The 21281-nt window shown below is 45.1% G+C and carries 17 protein-coding genes; all 17 read right to left on the bottom strand.

The annotated features are described in order from the left end of the window. Window positions 1–6: 6 nt before the first annotated feature. The 17 genes from FRZ06_04075 to FRZ06_03995 all read right to left on the bottom strand — a co-directional run bounded on the left by FRZ06_04075 (window position 7) and on the right by FRZ06_03995 (window position 21252). Window positions 7–1257, bottom strand: a complete 1251-nt coding sequence (locus tag FRZ06_04075; GenBank protein QOX62579.1) for an insulinase family protein — start codon at window positions 1255–1257, stop codon at window positions 7–9. A 65-nt stretch (window positions 1258–1322) separates the two neighbouring features. After that, window positions 1323–2102, bottom strand: a complete 780-nt coding sequence (locus FRZ06_04070) for a polysaccharide deacetylase family protein (protein ID QOX62578.1) — start codon at window positions 2100–2102, stop codon at window positions 1323–1325. Between the two features lie 61 nt (window positions 2103–2163). Beyond that, window positions 2164–4617, bottom strand: a complete 2454-nt coding sequence (locus FRZ06_04065) for a hypothetical protein (protein ID QOX62577.1) — start codon at window positions 4615–4617, stop codon at window positions 2164–2166. Between the two features lie 287 nt (window positions 4618–4904). Next, entirely contained in the window at window positions 4905–7004 is a 2100-nt protein-coding gene (locus FRZ06_04060; GenBank protein QOX62576.1) for a polyribonucleotide nucleotidyltransferase, read from the bottom strand. 194 nt (window positions 7005–7198) lie between these two features. Further along, the gene (rpsO, locus tag FRZ06_04055; GenBank protein ID QOX62575.1) at window positions 7199–7465 is read right to left on the bottom strand and encodes a 30S ribosomal protein S15; all 267 of its coding nucleotides are present in this window, start codon (window positions 7463–7465) and stop codon (window positions 7199–7201) included. Window positions 7466–7754: 289 nt separating this feature from the next. Next, window positions 7755–9029: a 3-phosphoshikimate 1-carboxyvinyltransferase gene (gene aroA, locus FRZ06_04050; protein QOX62574.1), complete on the bottom strand. Its 1275-nt coding sequence runs from the start codon at window positions 9027–9029 to the stop codon at window positions 7755–7757. 94 nt (window positions 9030–9123) lie between these two features. Continuing rightward, window positions 9124–10242 (bottom strand): ACT domain-containing protein, encoded by a 1119-nt coding sequence (locus tag FRZ06_04045; GenBank protein QOX62573.1) that lies wholly within the window; start codon window positions 10240–10242, stop codon window positions 9124–9126. A 33-nt stretch (window positions 10243–10275) separates the two neighbouring features. Further along, window positions 10276–11394, bottom strand: coding sequence for a chorismate synthase (gene aroC, locus FRZ06_04040; GenBank protein QOX62572.1), 1119 nt, complete (start codon window positions 11392–11394; stop codon window positions 10276–10278). A gap of 1 nt (window position 11395) precedes the next feature. After that, window positions 11396–12529 carry a 3-dehydroquinate synthase gene (aroB, locus tag FRZ06_04035; GenBank protein QOX65822.1) on the bottom strand — a complete coding sequence of 378 codons (1134 nt, stop codon included), beginning with the start codon at window positions 12527–12529 and terminating at the stop codon, window positions 11396–11398. A gap of 74 nt (window positions 12530–12603) precedes the next feature. Continuing rightward, window positions 12604–13617, bottom strand: coding sequence for a 3-deoxy-7-phosphoheptulonate synthase (gene aroF, locus FRZ06_04030; GenBank protein QOX62571.1), 1014 nt, complete (start codon window positions 13615–13617; stop codon window positions 12604–12606). Window positions 13618–14073: 456 nt separating this feature from the next. After that, a complete protein-coding gene (locus tag FRZ06_04025; protein QOX62570.1) occupies window positions 14074–15042 on the bottom strand; it encodes a bifunctional riboflavin kinase/FAD synthetase in 969 nt (322 codons plus the stop codon). Window positions 15043–15202: 160 nt separating this feature from the next. After that, on the bottom strand, window positions 15203–16255 hold the full coding sequence (gene truB / locus FRZ06_04020; GenBank protein QOX62569.1) for a tRNA pseudouridine(55) synthase TruB: 1053 nt from the start codon (window positions 16253–16255) through the stop codon (window positions 15203–15205). 7 nt (window positions 16256–16262) lie between these two features. Then, window positions 16263–17240 carry a bifunctional oligoribonuclease/PAP phosphatase NrnA gene (locus FRZ06_04015; protein ID QOX62568.1) on the bottom strand — a complete coding sequence of 326 codons (978 nt, stop codon included), beginning with the start codon at window positions 17238–17240 and terminating at the stop codon, window positions 16263–16265. Then, complete coding sequence (gene rbfA / locus FRZ06_04010; protein ID QOX62567.1) at window positions 17197–17616, bottom strand: 30S ribosome-binding factor RbfA; 420 nt, start codon at window positions 17614–17616, stop codon at window positions 17197–17199. Before rbfA ends, FRZ06_04015 begins: the two co-directional genes overlap by 44 nt. Window positions 17617–17647: 31 nt before the next feature. Beyond that, window positions 17648–20575: a translation initiation factor IF-2 gene (gene infB, locus FRZ06_04005; protein QOX65821.1), complete on the bottom strand. Its 2928-nt coding sequence runs from the start codon at window positions 20573–20575 to the stop codon at window positions 17648–17650. A 112-nt stretch (window positions 20576–20687) separates the two neighbouring features. Next, complete coding sequence (locus FRZ06_04000; protein QOX62566.1) at window positions 20688–20993, bottom strand: 50S ribosomal protein L7; 306 nt, start codon at window positions 20991–20993, stop codon at window positions 20688–20690. After that, the gene (locus FRZ06_03995; GenBank protein ID QOX62565.1) at window positions 20977–21252 is read right to left on the bottom strand and encodes a YlxR family protein; all 276 of its coding nucleotides are present in this window, start codon (window positions 21250–21252) and stop codon (window positions 20977–20979) included. The genes FRZ06_04000 and FRZ06_03995 overlap by 17 nt, the downstream gene beginning before the upstream one ends. Between the last annotated feature and the right edge of the window lie 29 nt (window positions 21253–21281).

Below are 21281 nucleotides of genomic sequence, written 5' to 3'. Positions count from 1 at the left end.
CTGTTACTACGATTGAAGGATTTTCTTCAGATCCACTTTATTTCTGCCGATGAGCACTCCTGAATAATTGTGAATATCAGTAATCAATTCTGAAACCTCCGTCACCGCCTCCATGGTAACACCATCTATACTGGCAAGGACTTGTTCCGGAGTATAGATCTTATTCAGCAGGAGCATATTTTTACCGATGGAAAACATTCTTCCATTTACATTTTCCAGACTGAAAATATAGCTGCCCTTCATCTGCTCCTTGGCCGTCTCCAGTTCATCTTGGGTAATACCATGGGCTTTTAAAAGCTTCAGCTCATCTTGGATTCCAAGAATGGCATCCTTTACCTTGTCATGGCTTACTCCCGCATAGATGTTGAAATATCCCGTATGGCTGAAAGAACTTGCCATCGAATAAACAGAGTAGGCAAGGCCCTTCTCTTCTCTGATATTCTGAAACAGTCTTGAACTCATACTTCCACCCATGATGTTGTTCAGCAGGAACAGAGAATAGTATCGCTCATCCTCCAAGGCAAGGCCCTTTAATCCAAGACAAAGATGGGACTGCTCAATGTCCTTAATTTTAACCTTGTAACTAGGCTGATATGCTGTTGTATCATAAGATTTTGTCGTCTTATTCTCATTCAAATGGCAAAGCTTGCTTTCAAAAAGATCACAAACATGCTGTTGATCAAAGCTGCCGCTGATGGAGACGACAATATTATCGCGTGTGTATTCTTCATCTATATATTTCTTGATGGTTTTTCTCGTAATTCCCGATAGGGATTTCGGGGTCCCGATGATGGATTTTGATAGAGGATTGCCTTTAAAAACCAATTCACTGATAATATCATGTGCATCATCTTCCGGTGAGTCTTCAATCATTTTGATTTCCTCGCAGATAACGCGTCTTTCTTTATCCATCTCTTCCTCGTCAAACTTAGAATTGACGAACATATCAATCAGGATGTCGGCAGCCTGATCAATGTTTGCTGCCAAGGTCTTCAGATAGTAACAAGTCGCTTCTTTCCCAGTGAACGCGTTGATCTGTCCACCGATCTTGTCCACGTCTGCAGCAATCTTCTTAGCGCTCCTTGTTTCAGTTCCTTTGAAGAGCATGTGTTCGATATAATGGGAAATACCAGAGTTTTTCGGAGTTTCATCCACAGAACCAGCTCTGACCCAGATGCCGACCGAAACTGATTTTACGTATGGTATTTCCTCCATTACAATGCGAACACCGCAATTTAATGTTTTGTTTATTATCATTATGTTTACCACTTTCCTTTTTCTTTTTGCAATTCAATCCTACGCTGCATCTTTTTATTATAGCTTTAATAGGACAGCCTGTAAAGAGGCACTATCTCCAGATTCCGCCCTTTAATCTCCTTGATCAGATCCGGCAAAGCTTTGACGGTTTCCGCTTTGGGATGCATTAAAACAATGGCACCGTTTAATTGTTTTTTCAAGATTCGGCCTTTAATCACGTCAGCTGTGGAACCTTCTCTCCAGTCGATGGTATCGGCGCTCCAGAGAGCCATTTTATACCCCAGATCCTTGCAAAGATCGACGGTAGTCTGATCATAATCTCCGGACGGCGGAGCAAAAACATTCGTTTTAACTCCCAATATATCAAGTATAACCGCTTCTGTCTTTAATATTTCGTCTTTTGTTGTTTCAACAGAGTTTTGTGTACAAAGTTTATGATTGTAACCGTGGCTTTGGATCTCATGGCCTTCCTGGTACATTTCCTTCAGCAGCTCAGGATTGTTTTTTGCCCATCTGCCGCTTACGAAAAAGGTGATTTTAACATTATTATCTTTCAGGATCTTCAGCATGTCTGGGATCACTTCTTCTCCCCAATCCACATTGCAGCTCAAAACAAGCTGGTTGCTGTTGGGTAGTCCATTTCGGATCACGATCCCCACTTCATCCGGCGAAAGGGTTTCAACGCCCTCTTCCTGCATGGCAGAATGATTTTGTATCAGGATCGATCCCAGAGAAATCACCTGATACAGAAATAAAGCGAACACGGCTATGAAAACAACGGAAATCAAAATCTTGTTACTTTTCATAAAAACACCCCCAAACATTCTATGTTTAGGGGTGCTCATTTATAACGGATTCTTTCTGATGCCGCAAGCAATCCTGCTGCTGGCTGTAGAAAAACTTTTGCTACTTATTTTTTGCGATGTTGTCTCTGATATTAATCATCTTATAAACTACAGTAGCCGCTTCTGCTCTCGTTGCATTTCCCTGAGGAATGTAATTTCCTTCCGGATAGCCGCCCATGATGCCTGAGGATACGATCTTGGTTACGGATTCCGTTGCCCATGGACTGATCACAGCAGCATCCGTAAAGTTTACACTTGTGTTGGTTTCAGGAAGAACCAAACTGGTATAATTCGCAAAGTTGTTCATCATGATGGCCATCTGCTCCCTGGTGATTTTTTCATTCGGAGCAAAGGTTGTTTCGTCGATACCCTTTACAATGCCGTTCGCAAAGCCCCAATTTACGTAGCTGTAGAACCATTCTGATTCAGGAACGTCTGTAAAGCCAGCCGCCACTGTCTGTTTGGTATCAAGGCCATATATGGTCTTTGCAAGCATGGTCAGGAACTGCGCTCTTGTAAGAGAGTCATCCGGCAGGTAATAGTTATTTCCCATACCATTTACAATTCCCCTTGCAGCCAGCCTGCCAATATATTCTCTCGCCCAGTGGGTATTTGTATCCGCAAAATCAACGACGGATGCTCCTACCTGAACCGGGATGGTTTTAATCGTTCCGTTATATTCCACATAAATATTTCCTGCTAGCCCTGATTCAGAAGTCGCCGTAAAGAGTCCATTTGCATCAATGGTTCCGATAGCCGGATCACAGCTCCATTTATATAGGCTGTCCTTGCTGGCAATCGGAGCATATCCAAACTTCGCAGTCACATTGACATCTGATGTTTTGCCTGGATCAATGACCAGATTCTGAACATTGGTCGTAAAGGTAATATCCTTTTCAATACCAATCTGAACTGTTGTCTTAATACTTCCGCTCTCAGCCGCTACGGTAGCAGTTCCGGCGGAACTTCCTGCGGTGAACAGTCCATTCTGATCAACAGTGCTGTCTGTATCATCGTTATCCATAGTGTATTCTACCGTTCTCCGAAGGCTAACGGGTTCGTAGCTTTCATTGGTAGCGTAAGTCGTAAGCTGGATATCCGCTCCCGGCATGGCCAAAGGCTGCGCTGCGTAGGTATGAAGATTTTCCGCCTCAGAACCGCCGCCTCCTTTATATACGAGAAGTAGTCCATTGGTTGTTTTTCTTTGAGTACCTCCGGAAGGTGAGTTCTTCTGAATTGCGTTTGCATCAAGCCCGCCTTTTCTGGCATTGATGACGGAAGAACCCCCACCATCCATATTCACAACGGTTGTGCATCCAAGAGCCACCAAATGCTTCGCAACATCGGTCAAACCAAGGCCAGCAGAAATGTTCGCCTGTCTGCCGTCCAAAACATAAAGCAGAATACTTCCATCAGGCTTAATACCGATGACTGTTCGCGGATTCACATTGGTGCCTGGTGTTACATACTGTCCATCCTTGTACAGAACATAATAAACCCCTAGAGCTTCCGCACTATTTCTCAGATTACCGCCGCTCCAATCGTCCACAGAAATTTCTACTGTACTGCCGGGAACGAGCTGAGATATGGGTACCGCATAGGGCGAGTCACCCGCAGCGGAGAGCACCAGCTGGTTGTCTCCGATGGGCGTATTGAAATTTCCGTTTCTCACTTCCACAACAGTAGCCGTAATGGTTCCACCAACGGAAGGTTCTGCATATTCCGCAGACCCTGCATCCAGAATTACTTCAACCGAGGTTTGGGAAGTCTTTGTGGAAGAAGCATACTGCCTATTAAATAAATGAAGTGCTTTGGCGCCGCCGTGGGGCACATTGAAATATCCGATTTGTGCCGTGTATTCCGTGGGAACATAAATAGTCTGTGTTGCTCCTGCAGCGGCAGACTGAAGCGTCTGATCTACCGTGCCGCCTGATGTCTGTCCATTATTTGCCTGTACATTTGGATCGGTCATCGTTTGGTTTACCACTTGATCTACCGGTACAACGGTAGGAACGTTGATTGTTCCTTTCAGGGTATAGCCCACATTGACATTTTCCAACGTGGCTTCTCCATTATGATTAAAGGATATGACGTACTCCGGAGCATATCCTGAAGTTTTCACCTTACCATTATGTATTGTAAGACCTTTGGGTGTCCCCGATGCCATGTCATAAAGGTCACCGTTGATACCGGCCACGACCTTATATCCTTGTGCTTCCAATGTACTTACCATGGTATTCATGGTATACATCCCAGTTACTTCCCCTTCGAATACGTAAGGAATTAAATCCGTATTTGCAGTATTCGCATGAACGTAGTAAGCTCTTTCAATCCCATTGACGCTGTGACCGGCAAGCTGTTCATAGAAATATGTATCATTGTAGATTTCTGATTTCGTTTCATAATAAACATTTCCGATTCCATCCTGATATGTAAAACCTGTTAAAAATGTTCCGGCAAGCATTGCTGCCGCTAAGACCCCTGCTGTGACTTTTCTGCTGCTTTTGAAAGCCATGAATCTCTTAACCCCCTAACTCTTCTCTGATTGGTTCATTACAAATGGCATCGGCTGACAAGAAATACACGGTTTGTACCTCGCCAACCGATGCTATTAACATTCTATCATCAAATCAAAGGCAGTTAAAGTTACACTTCCGTTACATTTGGAAACGACCCCATAATCATCCACACACAAAAAAAGAAAGGATGCCTTTCAGTTATGAAAAGCATCCTCATTTACGAATACCGACTTGGAAACTGTTGATTCATTCCGTGCGCACACTTCATGAAATCAGTGCTTCCTTACAGCAGCTCTTTTCTGGACAGATTGATTCTGTTCTGGCTGTCGATTTCCGTTACTTTTACCTTTACAACATCTCCGATGTTCATCACATCTTCGACCTTTTCCACTCTTTCCTTTGCCATCTTGGAGATGTGCAGCAGGCCTTCTTTGCCGGGCAGAATTTCAATGAAAGCCCCAAAGTTCATAAGTCTTGTGACTTTACCTTCATAGGTTTCACCAACTTCTACTTCCTTCACAAGAAGTTCGATGGCTTTTACGCCCTTACCTGCAGATTCCATGTCAGGAGCAGCGATATAAACCAGTCCGTCGTCGTTGATATCGATTTTTACGCCGGTCTCTGCAATGATCCTGTTGATGGTTTTGCCTCCCGGTCCGATAACGGTTCTGATCTTGTCTGGGTCGATCTGCATGGAGATGATTCTTGGAGCGTAAGGTGACATTTCCTTCCTTGGCTCCGGAAGTTCTTCCAGCATCTTCTCCATAATGAACATTCTGCCGTCATGCGCTTGAGCCAGTGCATCCTGAAGAATTTTTCTGGAAAGCCCATGAACCTTGATGTCCATCTGAATGGCAGTGATACCATTTGCGGTACCAGCAACCTTAAAGTCCATGTCCCCAAGAAAATCTTCCATTCCCTGGATATCGGAGAGGATCACAATCTTGCTGGATCCGTCGGGTTCAACGCGCTCGATCAGTCCCATGGCAATTCCTGCGACAGGGGCTTTGATCGGTACACCAGCATCCATCAGGGACAGCGTGCTTCCGCAAACTGAGGCCTGTGAAGTACTGCCGTTGGAAGCAAGTACATCCGATACCACTCTGATGGCATATGGAAATTCCTCAACACTTGGCAGGACTGGAATCAATGCTCTTTCTGCGAGGGCACCGTGACCGATTTCACGTCTTCCCGGGCTTCTCATTGGTCTTGCTTCACCGACACTGTAAGGAGGGAAGTTATAGTGATGCATATATCTCTTTTCTACTTCCTCACCGATCCCATCAATGGTCTGAGCTTCGCCCATTGGTCCCACTGTAGTTACAGAAAGAACCTGCGTCTGACCTCTGGTAAACAGGCCTGTCCCATGGGTTCTCGGGAGGATACCGGTTTCACACCAGATGGGTCTTATTTCATCAGACTTTCTATTGTCCGGTCTGATGCCGTCATCAAGGATGAGGCTTCTGACCTGCTCTTTTGTAATGCTGTATAAAACTGCAGCAATATCTTTTTTATTATCAGGATAAATTTCTGCAAAGTGCGCTTTCGCTTCCTTTTCAACTGCATCCATATTATCGAGTCGTTCCTGTTTGTCATAGGTCTGTATCGCCGCACGCATCTTCGCGGAAGCATATTCCTTCACTGCTGTTTCAATCTCTTCTGAAACTTTGTAAAGAACCACTTCTCTTTTCGGCTTACCAACTTCAGATACTACCTCTTCGATAAACTCTATGATTTTTTTAATTTCTTCATGAGCAAACATGATGCCTTCGAGAACAACTTCCTCAGATACCTCATTGGCACCTGCTTCTACCATCATGATTGCTTCCTTTGTGCCGGATACCACCAGATGAAGATCACTGGCTTCTCTCTGTGCTAAGGTAGGGTTTACAATGTATTCTCCATCCACAAGGCCGATGAGTACTGATGCCGTAGGTCCTTCGAATGGAATATCAGAAATGGATAAGGCGACTGAAGAGCCTATCATTCCGACGATTTCCGGTGAGCAGTCAGGATCGACGCACATTACCGTGGCAACCACCTGCACATCGTTATAAAAGCCCTTTGGGAAAAGCGGTCTAATTGGTCTGTCAATCAATCTTGAACTCAGGATTGCTTTTTCGGAAGGTCTTCCTTCTCTTTTGATAAAGCCGCCGGGAATTTTCCCCGCAGCATACATTCTTTCCTCATAGTCTACACTAAGAGGGAAAAAGTCGATATCGGCTCTGGGTTCTGCAGAAGCAGTAGCGGTAACGTTTACCACAGTGTCTCCGTATTTTACCATCACCGCACCGCCTGCCAACTGGCATACCTTGCCAATTTCAAGCTGCAGTAATCTTCCGCCTACTGCTGTTCTAAATGTTCTGTAATCTTCAAATCTCATTAACAACTTCCTCCTGTTAATTTCTTCCTATTTTTTTACATGTGCTCTCCGGCACAAGCGGTTACCCGCGGTTGTTTGCGTTTTTCCCATGAATCGACTTTCCTGAATTCATTGAGCCGCCCGCTTATACTGTTTTCAAATGAAAATAGTATTAAATGAAAGGCGGGGAAATTCCCCGCCTTTGATTTTTAGAATTATTTTCTTAATCCCAAACGAGCAATCAGATCTCTGTATCTGTCCAGATCCTTGTTCTTGAGGTAATTAAGAAGGTTTCTTCTCTGACCTACCATTTTCAAAAGACCTCTTCTTGAGTGATGGTCTTTTTTGTGAATCTTAAGATGTTCGTTCAAATCATTGATTCTGTAAGTAAGAATGGCAATCTGAACTTCAGGAGATCCTGTATCTCCTTCTTTTGTTTTGTAATCTTCGATTATTTGTGCTTTTTTAATCTGGTCAATCATGTTTTCTTTCTCCTTTTCTTTTTTCACCTTTTGCCGTGTAACGAGCGTCGGAGAGTCGCAGAACTCAGCGAAAGGTAAGTATTGACAATAAATATTATCATATCTATGCTCCAAAGTAAAGCATTTTCTGTGCTTTATTGTTACGATTCACCGTCAATCCCGACAAATTGCAACAATTTGATTCATTTCAAAATAAGTCAGTGAGTTTAGGTATATTTTTGCCCTTTTGTTACTAATTTTATACCAAAACCCATAGTCTTTTATAAATGACAAATAGAAATTCTGTCCCTTATCGGTTTTGAAGGGACGTAATGGTATCAAAAAAACCAGGATAAGAGATGTTGATGCACTGATGATTTAAGATTTTACTGTCTCCTTCTGCAGCCAGAGCAAGTACCGCCATGGACATTGCAATCCGGTGGTCATGATAGCTTTCAAAATCTGCACCATGGAGCGGGCTGCCTCCCTGAATAATCATACCATCTTCTGTTGCCCTCACTTGAGCACCAGCTTTTTTCAATTCTGTTTCCATGGCATCAATTCGGTTGGATTCCTTAACCTTTAATTCTTCAGCATCCTTGATTACGGTTGTGCCTTCGGCAAAGGCTGCCGCTACAGCCAGAATGGGCAGCTCGTCGATGAGCCGCGGGATCAGATCTCCTCCGATCTCGGTTCCCTTCAGTGCAGAATGCTTTACAATTAAATCTCCCGATGGTTCGATTTCTCCCTGATTTTCTTCGATTGCAATGGATGCACCCATCGCTTTAAGAACATCCAAAATCCCCGTTCTCGTGGGATTCAGCCCAACATTTTTGATTCTGATTTCAGATCCTGGCACGATTAAACCTGCGACAAGAAAGAATGCAGCAGAGGAAATATCGCCGGGCACAGTAATTTCATGACCATAAAGCTCTTCCGTTGGTTTTACTGTGATTCGATTTATTTCCGTGGAAATATTTCCTCCAAATCCGTTGATCATGAGTTCCGTATGATTTCTGGATGATTTGGGCTCAAGAATTAGCGTTTCCCCTTCCGCATATAGCCCCGCTAGAATCAGAGCAGATTTTAGCTGAGCACTTGCAACGGGTAAAGCATACTCCACCCCTTTTAACGCCGTCCCCTCAATGGTAATTGGGGTAAAGCCGCCATCCCGAGCCATAATTTTGGCGCCCATTTCTTTCAATGGGTTGATGACTCGATTCATGGGCCGCTTTCTAATTGACGCATCCCCATCAAGAACCGAAGTGAATTTCTGCGGCGCTAAAAGACCGCAAAGCAATCTTGTGGTTGTGCCGGAATTTCCGGTGTAGAGCAATTCTTTGGATTCCTGCAGACCTCGCAGTCCTTTTCCTGTTACGGTTACAATGCTTTCTTCTATTTTGACAGGCACTCCCATTTTTCTGAAACAATCAATTGTTGAAAGGCAATCCTCACCCATCAGAAAGTTATTGATCCTTGTTGTTCCTTTTGCTATAGATCCCATCATTACTGCTCTATGAGAAATCGATTTATCCGGTGCTACGTCAATGGTGCCCCGAAGTCCCTTTGATGCTTTCATTTCCATATTTGACTCCTGTAATACGAACGACCAGAAGACCTTTACCCATGAACTCTGAGTCGTTGCGATCGTATTTTATTTCCGCTTACTGCTCCCGATTTTATTTACTCTTATAGCTCCCGATTATTTTTACAAAGGGAAGCTCTTCTGTCAGCTGAAACAGCAGCGCCCTTATGTGCTCATCCTTAAGATTTCCGGTAAAGTCCACATAGAATAGATATTCCCACGGACTTTTTCCGTCTGGCCTGGAATGAATCTCTGTTAAATTGACCCCGTAATCTCCAAAGATGCCGAGAACTCCTGCCAAACTTCCGCTTCGGTGAGGGCAGGCAAAAACTACAGCAATTCTATCGTGATTGTTTTCAACGATCAGCTGCTTTGAAACTGCTACGAACTTCGTAGCATTCTCCTTATTATGATTGATTCCCTCCGCAAGAACAGAAAGTCCGTAATGCTCCGCCGCCTGTACGGAGCATACTGCACCGCAGCTCATATCATTCCGCTCAAAAATCTCCTTAGCGGCAACGGCAGTATTGCTGCTTTCTCGTGTTACAATTCCTCTTTTTTTCAAGAACTCTGCACTCTGAGCGATGGCTTGTGGATGGGAGTAAACGGTTTTTATGTTAGAAAGTGCGGCCCCCTTCAGTGCTGCAAGACAGTGATTCACTTGAATAATCTCGCAGGCGTTGATATACAAATCATGTTTTAAAAGCAGATCATACACTTCATATACGCCTCCGGCAGTGGTATTTTCCAGTGGAACCACACCCGCCTGAACCTTGTCCTTGCTAATGCTGAGAAATACATCATCAAAGGTATCGACAGCACTCGTACTAGCATCCGGAAAAAGGTTCTTCACCGCCTTTTCCGAGTAAGAACAAGGTAAGCCTTGATATACAGCCTCATGAATAGCAAGAGCTGTTTCGGCATAATTCAGCTGAAATTCCGCCCCAAGCTTCAGGAGTTTCCGATATTGACGTGTTCGGCTCACTTCCATCAACTTACTGAGAAAGATTGCATAGGGCGCTTTCAAATCTTCCTGTACATCTTCTGTGAGCTGATTGATAATTTCCGTCTCACGCTGGGGCTTCAATATTTTATCTCCGGTCTTCAGTTTGTTTTCCGCCACTGCTTCTGCAATATCCATTCTCTTCAGAAACAGTTCCTTCATCCGCAGATCGATTTCATCAATTCTATGTCTCAATTCGTTCAGCGTCATAATTCTATAGTTCCTTTCAATTCCGAGCAGCAATCAAACCGGAGCATATCCCCATGCCTCCAGACAGAGGTCAAGCATTGCCAGCGCCACCGCTGATTCAATCACCACCGGCGCCCTCATCGCAATACAGGGATCATGTCTTCCGTGGATCTCAAGCAGCTCTTCCTGCCCCGTCTTCAGGTTCAAAGTTGTCTGCCCGCGGCTGATCGATGGGGTGGGCTTGATCGCAGCACGCACAACTATTGGCATTCCGGTGGTGATGCCTCCGGCAATTCCTCCGTTATAATTTGTCCGTGTTTCAATGTTGTTTCCGTTCTTCACATAGCAGTCATTTACCTCTGAGCCCCGTTTTTCTGCCATCTCAAAGCCAAGGCCAAATTCTACTCCTTTAACAGCCGGAACACCGTATAGTATTGAGGCGATCCTGCTTTCCACATTGGAAAACATCGGACTGCCAATGCCTGCTGCAACGCCTGTGGCAGCGCACTCAATCACACCGCCGACAGAATCAAGTTCACGCCTGGCGTGATCTACGATTTCTTTCATTTTTCCTTCTGATTCCGGATCTAGGACAGGAAATGCCGCTTTCTGCAGCTCCTTTAACTGTGTATCACTAATCGAGGTCAAATCAAACGTACTGTCCTTCACTTCCCCAATCTGATAGATATGAGAACCAATCTCTATCTCGTATTTCTTTCTTAAGTAATCTTTACAAAGAGCCCCTGCAAACACCATAGGTGCCGTCAGCCTTCCGGAGAAATGTCCTCCGCCCCGAATATCATTGTATCCCTGATAACGCAGCTGACCTGTGAAGTCGCTATGGCTGGGCCTTGGAACCGTTCTAAGATTTTCATAATCTCCGCTTCTCGTATCGGTATTCCTGATCACGATACAGATCGGTGCTCCCGTTGTGGTAAGCTCGCCGCTGGCTGGATCCGTCAGCATGCCAGAAAGAATTTCCGGTTGATCCCCTTCCCTTCTTCCTGTGGTCAGACTGCTCTGACCAGGAGCTCTCCGTGCCAGCTCGCTGCGGATGAACTCCATATCACAGCAATGTCCTGCGGGAAACCCATCCATAACAACGCCGATTCCGTTGCCATGAGATTCGCCGAAGATTGATATTTTAATATGATTGCCCCAAGTGCTTCCCATCTTAATCACCTAACACTTTCATCATCTGCCGAAGTTCTTCAACCGGCAATTTCCTGACATCTGTCTTGCCAAAGCGTTCTACAAAAATAAAATATAAGCTGCCTCCCTGCTTCTTCTTGTCAGTCATCATAGCCTGATAGATTTCCTCTACCGGGTACGGTAACGCAACAGGCAGCTCATAGCATTGCAGAAGGTTTTTCAGTTTGTCATAGCAACCCTTATCTGTAATTCCTGCAGCCTCTCCCAGCTGAGTTGCTGCGACCATGCCGATAGCAACAGCTTCTCCGTGAGAAAGTCCAGTAAAATTGGCCAGTTTTTCAAGACCATGGCCGATGGTGTGACCAAAATTCAGAATTCTGCGAAGTCCTTCCTCCGTCTCATCTTCTTCCACCACCCTTATTTTTATAGCCACACAACGAGCAATAAGGGACTCGATCTTCTCCTTTTCCCAATTTACATCTCGGCTGAGATCCGCTGTCTCTTTGGGGTCAGACGTATCAATTGCAGTTTCCTTTGCCGCCAGCTCCAGAATTTCTTCATCCCAGATACAGCCATATTTGATTACCTCGGCCATACCGCTGGTAAAGATCTCTTTCGGAAGGCTGTCAAGCACCACCGGATCGATCAGAACAACGTCTGGTTGACGAAAAGCACCTACTAAATTCTTTCCTAAGGGAAGATCCACACCGGTCTTTCCTCCTACGGAGGAATCCACCTGTGCTAAGAGTGTGGTGGGAATTTGGATCAGATGTCTCATTCCTCTCAGATAGGTTGCCGCTGTAAAGCCGGCGATATCTCCAGTAACTCCACCCCCTAGGGCTACGATCATATCATCTCTGCCAAACCGGTTGGTACTCAATGTGTCATATATTTTTGAAACGGTATCCAGATTTTTATTTTCCTCCCCTGCGGGGATCACGTGACTGTATACAGGGATTGAAAAAGCTTCAAATTCCTTTAATACAGTCTCTAAATAAAGCTCAGCCACATTGGTATCCGTGATCACGCAAATCGCAGAAGGTGCCTTGCGTTCTGCAAGTTCGGCTTTGCAAAGCTCTCCTGCTTGTGTTAGAATCCCTCTCCCAATGAGGATCGCAGAGCTGTTATGTTTTCCCTTTAAGTTCAATTTTCTCATCTGCATTAACCAAATCTTTCTTTATTTCTTTGTATATTGAAAATGAAACTGCTCAATCATTTTTCGTTACAGTCTCAGAGCTCCCTCTCCATTACTGCTGCCAGTAGCTTCAGCTTCTTCATTGTGCTCTCAAACATCTCGTAGGTAAGACTCTGCGCACCATCGCTGAGCGCATTTTTCGGATCATTATGAACCTCAATCATCAAGCCATCCGCTCCTGCTGCAACGGCTGCCATAGATAAGGATTCTACCATCCAAGCCATGCCGGATGCATGGGATGGATCCACGATGACAGGCAGATGACTCAGCTTCTTGAGTGCAGGCACTGCACTGATGTCCAGCGTATTCCTAGTAAAGGTCTCGTTGGTACGAATCCCTCTCTCACATAATATCACATTTTCATTGCCGCCGCTTAAGATATATTCCGCGGACATGAGAAATTCTTCCAAAGTATTGGAGAAGCCTCTCTTTAAAAGAACCGGAATTCTGGCCCTTCCCAGCTCGATCAGCAGTTCAAAATTCTGCATATTTCTTGCGCCAACCTGAAAGCAGTCAACCTTTCCTATGAACTTTTCCACATGCATGGGATTGGTGATTTCCGTTATAATGGGAAGACCAGTCTCAGCCTTGGCTATGTTTAGAAGTTCCAAACCTTCTGCCTTCAGTCCCTGGAAGGAATATGGGGAGGATCTTGGTTTCCACGCACCGCCTCTGATAATGGCTGCTCCGGTTTCTTTAATATGCTTGGCAATATCAACAATCTGATCTTCCCCTTCCACTGAGCAGGGACCAGCCATAACGACCAGTTTGTTGTCTCCGACTTTCACACCACCGATATCAACGATGGTATTCTCCGGATGCATCTTTCTATTTGCTCTCTTGTACGGTTCCTGAACCTTTATAATTTTATCTACATGTTCACTGAGAAACGCTGAGGTTCGGTCTACGGAGGAGGTATCTCCAACAACACCCAAAATCGTAGTTTCAGCTCCGACAATAGGGCAAACCTCCACATCATAGCGACTCAGCCATCCTGATATCTTGTTGATATCTTCTTGTGTTGTTCCATTCTTTAATACAATAATCATTTTCATTCTCCTTTTCCGGTTTCTTGAGGTCTAGCCAGGGACACGCTCCCCGGAAAAACCCGGGCATTACATCCGCAAATACAATTCAGAAAAAGCGCCTAAATAAAACAAAAACCTTTCGCCCCCTATGTAGGGACGAAAGGTAATGACTCTTATCTTCCGCGATACCACCCAAATTCAGCACTGAATCAGTACTGCACTCTTTTCGAATACGAAGCTGCCGCTTTATACTCTATCCCTGTAACGTGGGAAAACGCCTTAGCCTACTTTCGAATTGTTCAGCCAGGAGCTCAAGAGGGAACTTCAAAACAACTTCTCTAATATCCACTTCCAGTCAACGATGGATAATCCCTGATAGGTCTCTTGTTTTTACTTTCCTCTATCATCGCTTTTCCGTATTGTTAATTATTAATATGCTAACCGCAAACTTTCCGATTGTCAAGAGCGAAATGAAAATTATTTTTTTGTCTCACAAAAATTATCTCTTAATCTCGCTTCGTTAAGCCTTTTGTGAAACCGTTCTGCCTCGGCACAATCCCTGTCAATTTGCTGGGCCAGTTCCTGAACATTTTCAAATTTTATCTCTGGACGAATTCGTTCCAGAAACTCGACTCGAATCTCCTTGCCGTAAAGTTCTTTGCTAAAATTAAAGATATGAGTCTCAATATTCTTTAGATTGTCGCCGATGGTCGGCTTGATCCCGACGTTTGTAATCCCCTGATAACAGGTTCCGTTATAATTGCAGTAGGTCACGTATACACCATGAGCGGGGGTGACCATCGTCTCGTCGATCAGAATATTTGAAGTCGGAAAACCAATGGTTCTGCCGATCTTGTTGCCGACGACTACTTCGCCGCCTACCGTATAGTTTCTCCCCATATATTTTTTACATTCACCGACTCTTCCGGCAGCAATGAGCTCTCTAATTAAGGAACTGCTGACCAGATTTCCATCGATCTTAAAGGGTTCCAGAACATGAATTCCAAAGCCATCTTTCATTCCTGCTTTAATCAGCGTTTCCGGTGAACCCTCTGCCTTGTATCCAAAGCGATAATTAAAGCCGCAGTAAACTTCTCTCATCCGGAAAGCACCAATAAGCAGCTTCTGCATAAACTCTTCTGCAGAGAGATGCTGTATAATCTCGTTGAATTCCAGAGAAAACAAATAATCTACACCCAGGGACTGGATCATTGCAGCCTTGTCTTCCGGGTATAATATATTCTTAATCACCGGTTTGCCCGCCAATACGTTTTTGGGATGATTCGCAAAGGTGAAAACGGCGCTTTTCAACCCGGCCATCCTGGCACTTTTCACAGTTCTTCGGATCAGTTCCTGATGTCCTTTGTGAACACCGTCAAAATTTCCCAAGGCAACTACGGTTTCCTTAATATTCTTGATTTCATCCAATGAATTAAACTGTTTCATCTCTTTCTTTCCTATTCTGTGTCAGAACGCCCCTGGACCCTATTCATTCTCTCCACGCCCCTGGACTGTTTTTTCTACCGCTTCACTCGCTTCAGTGCTATCAAAGATAGCTCTGTCGCTGAGAAAAATCTTGCCCGATGGCTGAGACTCTATCCATTCTTTATTCTGAGTCTCCACGCCCCTGGACTGTTTTTTCTACCGCTTCGCTCGCTTCAGTGCTATCAAAGATAGCTCTGTCGCTGAGAAAAATCTTGTCGCCGACGAGTTTTTTGTATTGGGGGCTATAGAATGCAACGCCTAGAAAGGTTCCCGGATTTTGGTCGCTGCTGGATGTGTCTTTCAAATAAATATTATAGGCGCTTCGGTATTCTTCCCGAATATCCCGTACACCTTCCTGGCCGGAGCTCGGATTTTTAAATTCCGGTTCCCGTATGATATCGATCTCGGACATTCGTAGATGACCACCGTTCGCAAACCATTTTCCTCTGTCAGCTGATACCGTTGCCTGGCCAAAATGAACCAGCGGAAAATCAGGAGGCAGCAGGTAAGGTTCCGCGCCGTTATCTTTTAGTTCTTCTAAAGTCACTGTATGATTCAATTCAAATGCACCGCTGGCCGTTCGAATCAAACTGCTCATCACTGCTCCGCAGCCCAGAAATGTACCTGTATCGTGACAGATTGTCCTTATGTAGGTGCCTTTTGAACAAGTAACATCAAAGACTGCACGCCCTCTGTCCGAATCATACGATATCACCGTGAGATCTTTTATTTCAACTTTTCTGGCCTTGATTTCGACTTCTTCTCCCTGTCTTGCATATTCATAAAGCCGCTTGCCATTTACTCTTACAGCAGAGTACCCGGGGGGATATTGATAAATCACTCCACGTAGCCGGAAAAGTGCTTCTTCTACTTTTGCTCTTTCGGGGAAACCAGCTTCTCGTCTATCCTGTATAGCGGTGCCCCAAATGTCCTGGGTGTCTGTTTCCAATCCCAATTGCATTTCGCAGCGGTATTTCTTGTAATCCAGATCCAGATATTCAGTAATCCGAGCTGCACTGCCAATACATAAAGGAAGTACGCCGACAGCCATTGGATCCAGCGTACCAGTATGTCCTATTCTTTTAATCCCAGTAAGGCGTCTGAGAAACTGAACGCCATCATGGGAGGTCATTCCCGCAGGCTTCAGTAAATTAATAATTCCGTCTTTGATCATCGTTCCGTTATCCCTCAAGATGTGCTACAACAGCGGCTATGATTTGCTTCTTTGCTTCCTCCAACGGAGCGTGAATCGTACAGCCTGCAGCCTTTTTATGACCTCCGCCGCCAAATGATTGTGCAATGACGGATACATCACCGTAGGTTTTGGCCCGAAGACCCACTTTGATCTCATTTTCACTGTTTTCTTTCAGGAATGCAGAAATTTCCACACCACTGATATTTCGAAGGGTCTCGATAATCCCTTCCGTTTCTTCCATCAGTGCACCGGTTTTCTGCAGCATCTTCTGGGTCACATATGCGATATCAGCCTTACCGCCGCAAACCATTTCTATGGTGCCTATTACTTCGTTCATGATCTTCAGTTTTTCATGGCGAATATTCTGATAGACCTCAACGCTGATTTTTTCAAGATCAATTCCGATTTCAAAGAGTTCTGCTGCAATGAGATGGGTTGTCTTGGTCGTATTGGTATACTGAAAGTTTCCCGTATCCGTTGTGATTGCCGTGTAAATTGCTTCTGCCATCTCCACGTCGACTTCCACACCCATCTCGTTGATGAGATGAAAGACGATTTCACCGGTAGCCGCAATGTTTTCATCGATATAGTTCAATTCAGCAAAGAAATTATTCGTTCTGTGGTGATCCAAGCAAATACTTCTCTTTCCCATCAGAAACTTGTCCTTTCGCTTGAAGAAGCGTTCGATATCACTGCAATCTACAGAGATAGAAATATCAGGACGATCAATGATTTCCTGGTCGTAGGTGCAATAATCCTTTTCCAGAAATGTTAAATATCCGGGGATATCGTCCTCAATAAGGATGTAAGCTTGCTTCCCCAATTTTCTGAGCGCAATGCACAGTGCGATTGAAGAGCCTAAAGTATCCCCATCCATAATGACATGGGGATACAATAAAACGGTATTAGCTTTTTTCAGTTCAGCTGCGATCTGATTCAGTGTGTTTTTCATCATTTTCTTCATCCGCTTTTTCTATACCAAGATTGTCGATCAACTTGGAGATATGTCTTCCATATTCCAAAGAAGTATCGAATTTGAACAACAGGTCTGGTACATGACGCAGCTTGACCTGCTTGCCAATCTCCCTGCGGATCAATCCTTTCGCGCTCTTAAATGCTGCCAGAACCTCATCCTTTTTCTCACCGCTGGTTTCTTCTGATGGCTTGCTGCCCAGAACTGTAATGTATACCGTAGCATAACTGCCGTCCTCTGTCACCTCCACTGCGGAAATGCTTACCATTCCCGAAAGTCTTGGATCTTTGATCTCCCGAAGAAGAAGATCGCTCACAATTCTTCTGATCTCTTCTCCCAAACGGCCTGATCGATATCCTTTTCCCATTTGCGCTCCTTTTAACTTTTGTCCGGTTTCGTTATTTTCTCTCTATTTGCTCCATCTTGAACGCCTCAATGATATCGCCTTCCTTGATGTCATTGTAATTTTCGATGCCGATACCGCACTCATATCCATGATTCACTTCTTTCACGTCATCTTTGAATCTCTTCAAGGATGAAATTTTGCCCTCATGAATAACGATACCGTCTCTTACAAGTCTAATCTCAGCGTTTCTCAGCACCTTTCCTTCCAGTACATATGCACCGCCAATGATGCCTACGCCGGGAACCTTAAAGGTGTTTCTGATTTCTATCTTGCCCAGAACCACTTCTTTAAATACCGGATCGAGCATTCCCTTCATGGCTGATTCCACTTCGTCGATGGCATCATAGATGACCCTGTAAGTTCTGATTTCGACCTTTTCTCTTTCCGCGAGGCTGGTGATCGCAGTACTCGGTCTTACATTGAATGCAATGACGATCGCACCGGAAGTATTTGCCAGCATGATGTCAGATTCCGTAACAGTACCTACACCGGTATGAATTATTTTAACCTTAACGTTTTCATTCTTTAATTTTTCCAGCGACTGGGTCAATGCTCCCACAGAGCCCTGAACGTCACCCTTGATAATGAGATTCAGTTCTTTGACTTCGCCTTCCTGAATTTGACTGAAGAGCTGTTCCAGCGTTATGCTTGAATTTCTGGCCATAACCTCTTCTCTCAGCTTGGATTTACGGTTTTCCGCGATTTCTCTGGCAACTTTATCTTCTTTGACCGCATTAAATTCATCGCCTGCCTCAGGAACTTCTGTAAGACCGAGGATTTCCACAGCTGTAGCCGGACCGGCCTTTCTGATGGCATCGCCTTTGAAATTGGTCATGGCTTTGATTCTGCCGGAGCTGGTTCCTGCTACAACGCTCATGCCCGCCTGCAGCGTACCGTTGAGCACCAGAAGAGTTGCAACCGGTCCTCTTGTTTTATCCAGTCTTGCTTCGATAACGGAACCCATAGCCAGACGATTTGGATTCGCCTTTAATTCCAGAACCTCCGCCTGAAGCAGAATCATCTCAAGAAGGGTATCGATTCCTTCTCCTGTCTTTGCAGAAACTGGCACGCATATAATATCTCCGCCCCATTCTTCGATGAGAAGGTTATGCTCTGTCAAATCCTGTTTGACTCGTGTCGGATCTGCTCCCGGTTTATCCATCTTGTTGATTGCTACGATAATAGGAACACCGGCAGCCTTAGCATGGCTGATGGCTTCAACCGTCTGAGGCTTAACGCTGTCATCCGCTGCAACCACAAGGACTGCAATATCCGTCACATGGGCGCCACGCGCTCTCATAGCGGTAAAAGCTTCGTGTCCCGGTGTATCGAGGAACACAATTTTCTGTCCGTTGGCATATACTTCGGATGCACCGATATGCTGGGTGATCCCGCCTGACTCAGAAGCCGTAACGTTGGTTTTTCTGATGGCATCCAGAAGTGATGTCTTACCGTGGTCAACATGGCCCATTACGGTAATGATCGGAGGTCTCGATTTCAGATCTTCATCTTGATCTTTAAATAATTCCAGGCCCTCTTCTACGATCTCTTCTTCAACTTTGCCCACCACAATATTGACTCCAAGCTCAGAGCCAAGAATCACAACGGTATCTTCATCTATATTTTGGTTGATATTTGCCATAATTCCAAGCTTCATCAGCGCCATGATGACCTGTGAAGTAGACTTTTCAATCTGATCTGCAAGACCTGCAACAGTTATCGGAACATTGATAATCTTTGTTCCTGGTGGCAGTTCAGCCAGATTGATTTCAGGCTCTACCGGCTTTGGAGCCGGCTTTGGACGAGGTTTTGATCTCTGTGCAGGTCTCTGCAGGTTTGGTCTCTGTTGGTTGTTGTTGGGCCTTTGCTGATTTCCTCCCTGAGTAGATCTCTGCTGATTCGTCTGAGTACCGGGTTTTTGTCTTGGATTCTGGGCTCTCTGATCCGGTCTTTGCTCCCTGTTGTCCGGTCTGCTGTCTGATCTTTGATCAGTTCTGGGCTGGAATTGTCTCGATTCACCTGGTTTGTTATGGTGATCTCTCTGCTCTCCGGTTCTAGGACGCTGCGCGTTTCTGTCATCGGATGATCTGTTTTGATCAGATTGCTGACCGTAGGATGGTCTCTGCTGACCACCATAGGAAGGTCTCTGCTGTCCGTACTGTCCGGATTGTGCCGGTCTTTGGTTCTGTCCGGAATAATTCTGCGAGGATCTTTGCTGACCCTGTTGTCCAGACTGATTCGACTGGTTATACTGACCCTGTTGGCCCTGCTGTGCCGGTCTTTGCTGCTGATATCCACCAGAAGGCCTCTGTGCCTGAGAATTATTCTGCCCAGGTCTTTGAGCCTGAGAATACCCCTGATTCGGCCTCTGTGTCTGAGGATTATTCCCCTGAGCAGGCCGCTGGGCCTGATTATTTTGTGCAGGCCTTTGCTGCTGATGCTGCGCCGGTCTGTTGTTTCCCTGGTTTTGAGTTTGATGATTTCGATCCTGTTGCTGCACCCCATGTGACTGGGTTTGATTGGATTGTGGAGCTCTTTGCTGTGGCTGCTGATGCTGCGACTGCTGATGCTGCTGATGTGATGGTTGCGGCTGCTGCGTTTGCTGCTGCGGCTGTGTTGGTCTTGCTCCGGCGGGTTTTTGCGCAGCTTTGGATTCAGGGCTGGCACTTGGATGCGCGGCTGCTTTTACAACCACCTTTACTTCTTCCTTATCCTGTACCTCGGTCTTTTTGGGCGCAGCCTTGACGATTTTCGTTTCCGAGCCGCTTTTCCCCCTTAATACTGTATTTTTGATCGCAATTACGTCCATATCGGATAACACGCTCATATGGCTTTTGGCATCAATCCCCATGGTATTGATTTTATCCAACATATCTTTACTGCTCATATTCAGTTCTTTCGCTAGTTCATGTATTTTCATACTGGACATTCGAACACCTCCATTCTCTTATTACGCATTCCTGAAAATTTTCGAATGTGGAAAATTTCCTTATTTCTGCGTTCTTAACGAGGCAGCTGTTGATTTCCCCTCGCTATTTTCCGTCAATTTCTTTCATGATCGCCTCTGCAAAATTCCCATCGGTAATGCCGAAAATTCCTCTGTCCTGGTTTCCCGTAATCTGTGACAGTTCTTCAGAGTGACCATAAACCCTTACAGGTACGCCGCTCTCATCTGCCACTCTGGACAGTTTCTTAACCGTATTCTCGGACAAGTCCTCTGCGAAAATTAATAGTTTCAGCTTTCGATGCTTGATGGCATGCAGGCAGGATTGATAGCCTGATACCAAGTTTTTCGATTTGGCAGCGAAACCCAGATAGCTATCAACCTTTTTTCTCATGTTCCGCTAGCTCCTTGAATAAATTGTCCAGCTCTGCTTCTCCTATTTCTATCTCGAGGCCCCTGCTGACGGCTTTTCGTTTTCTTGCCTTCGTAAAACACTCTGTATTGGGGCATAAATAAATGCCTCTTCCGTTTGCCTTACCGGTCAAATCTATTTTGGGACCGCCGTCCGCAGCAACGATTCGAATCAATTCTCGTTTCGGTTTTGATTCCATGCACCCAACACACCTGCGCATTGGGACCTTTTTCGTTTTCATAGAAACACCCCCTTATCTATCTGTATCTC

This window comes from Clostridiales bacterium, from assembly GCA_015243575.1.
Classification (GTDB): domain Bacteria; phylum Bacillota; class Clostridia; order Peptostreptococcales; family Anaerovoracaceae; genus Anoxybacterium; species Anoxybacterium hadale.
This window is presented reverse-complemented; position numbering and strand designations above follow the sequence as displayed.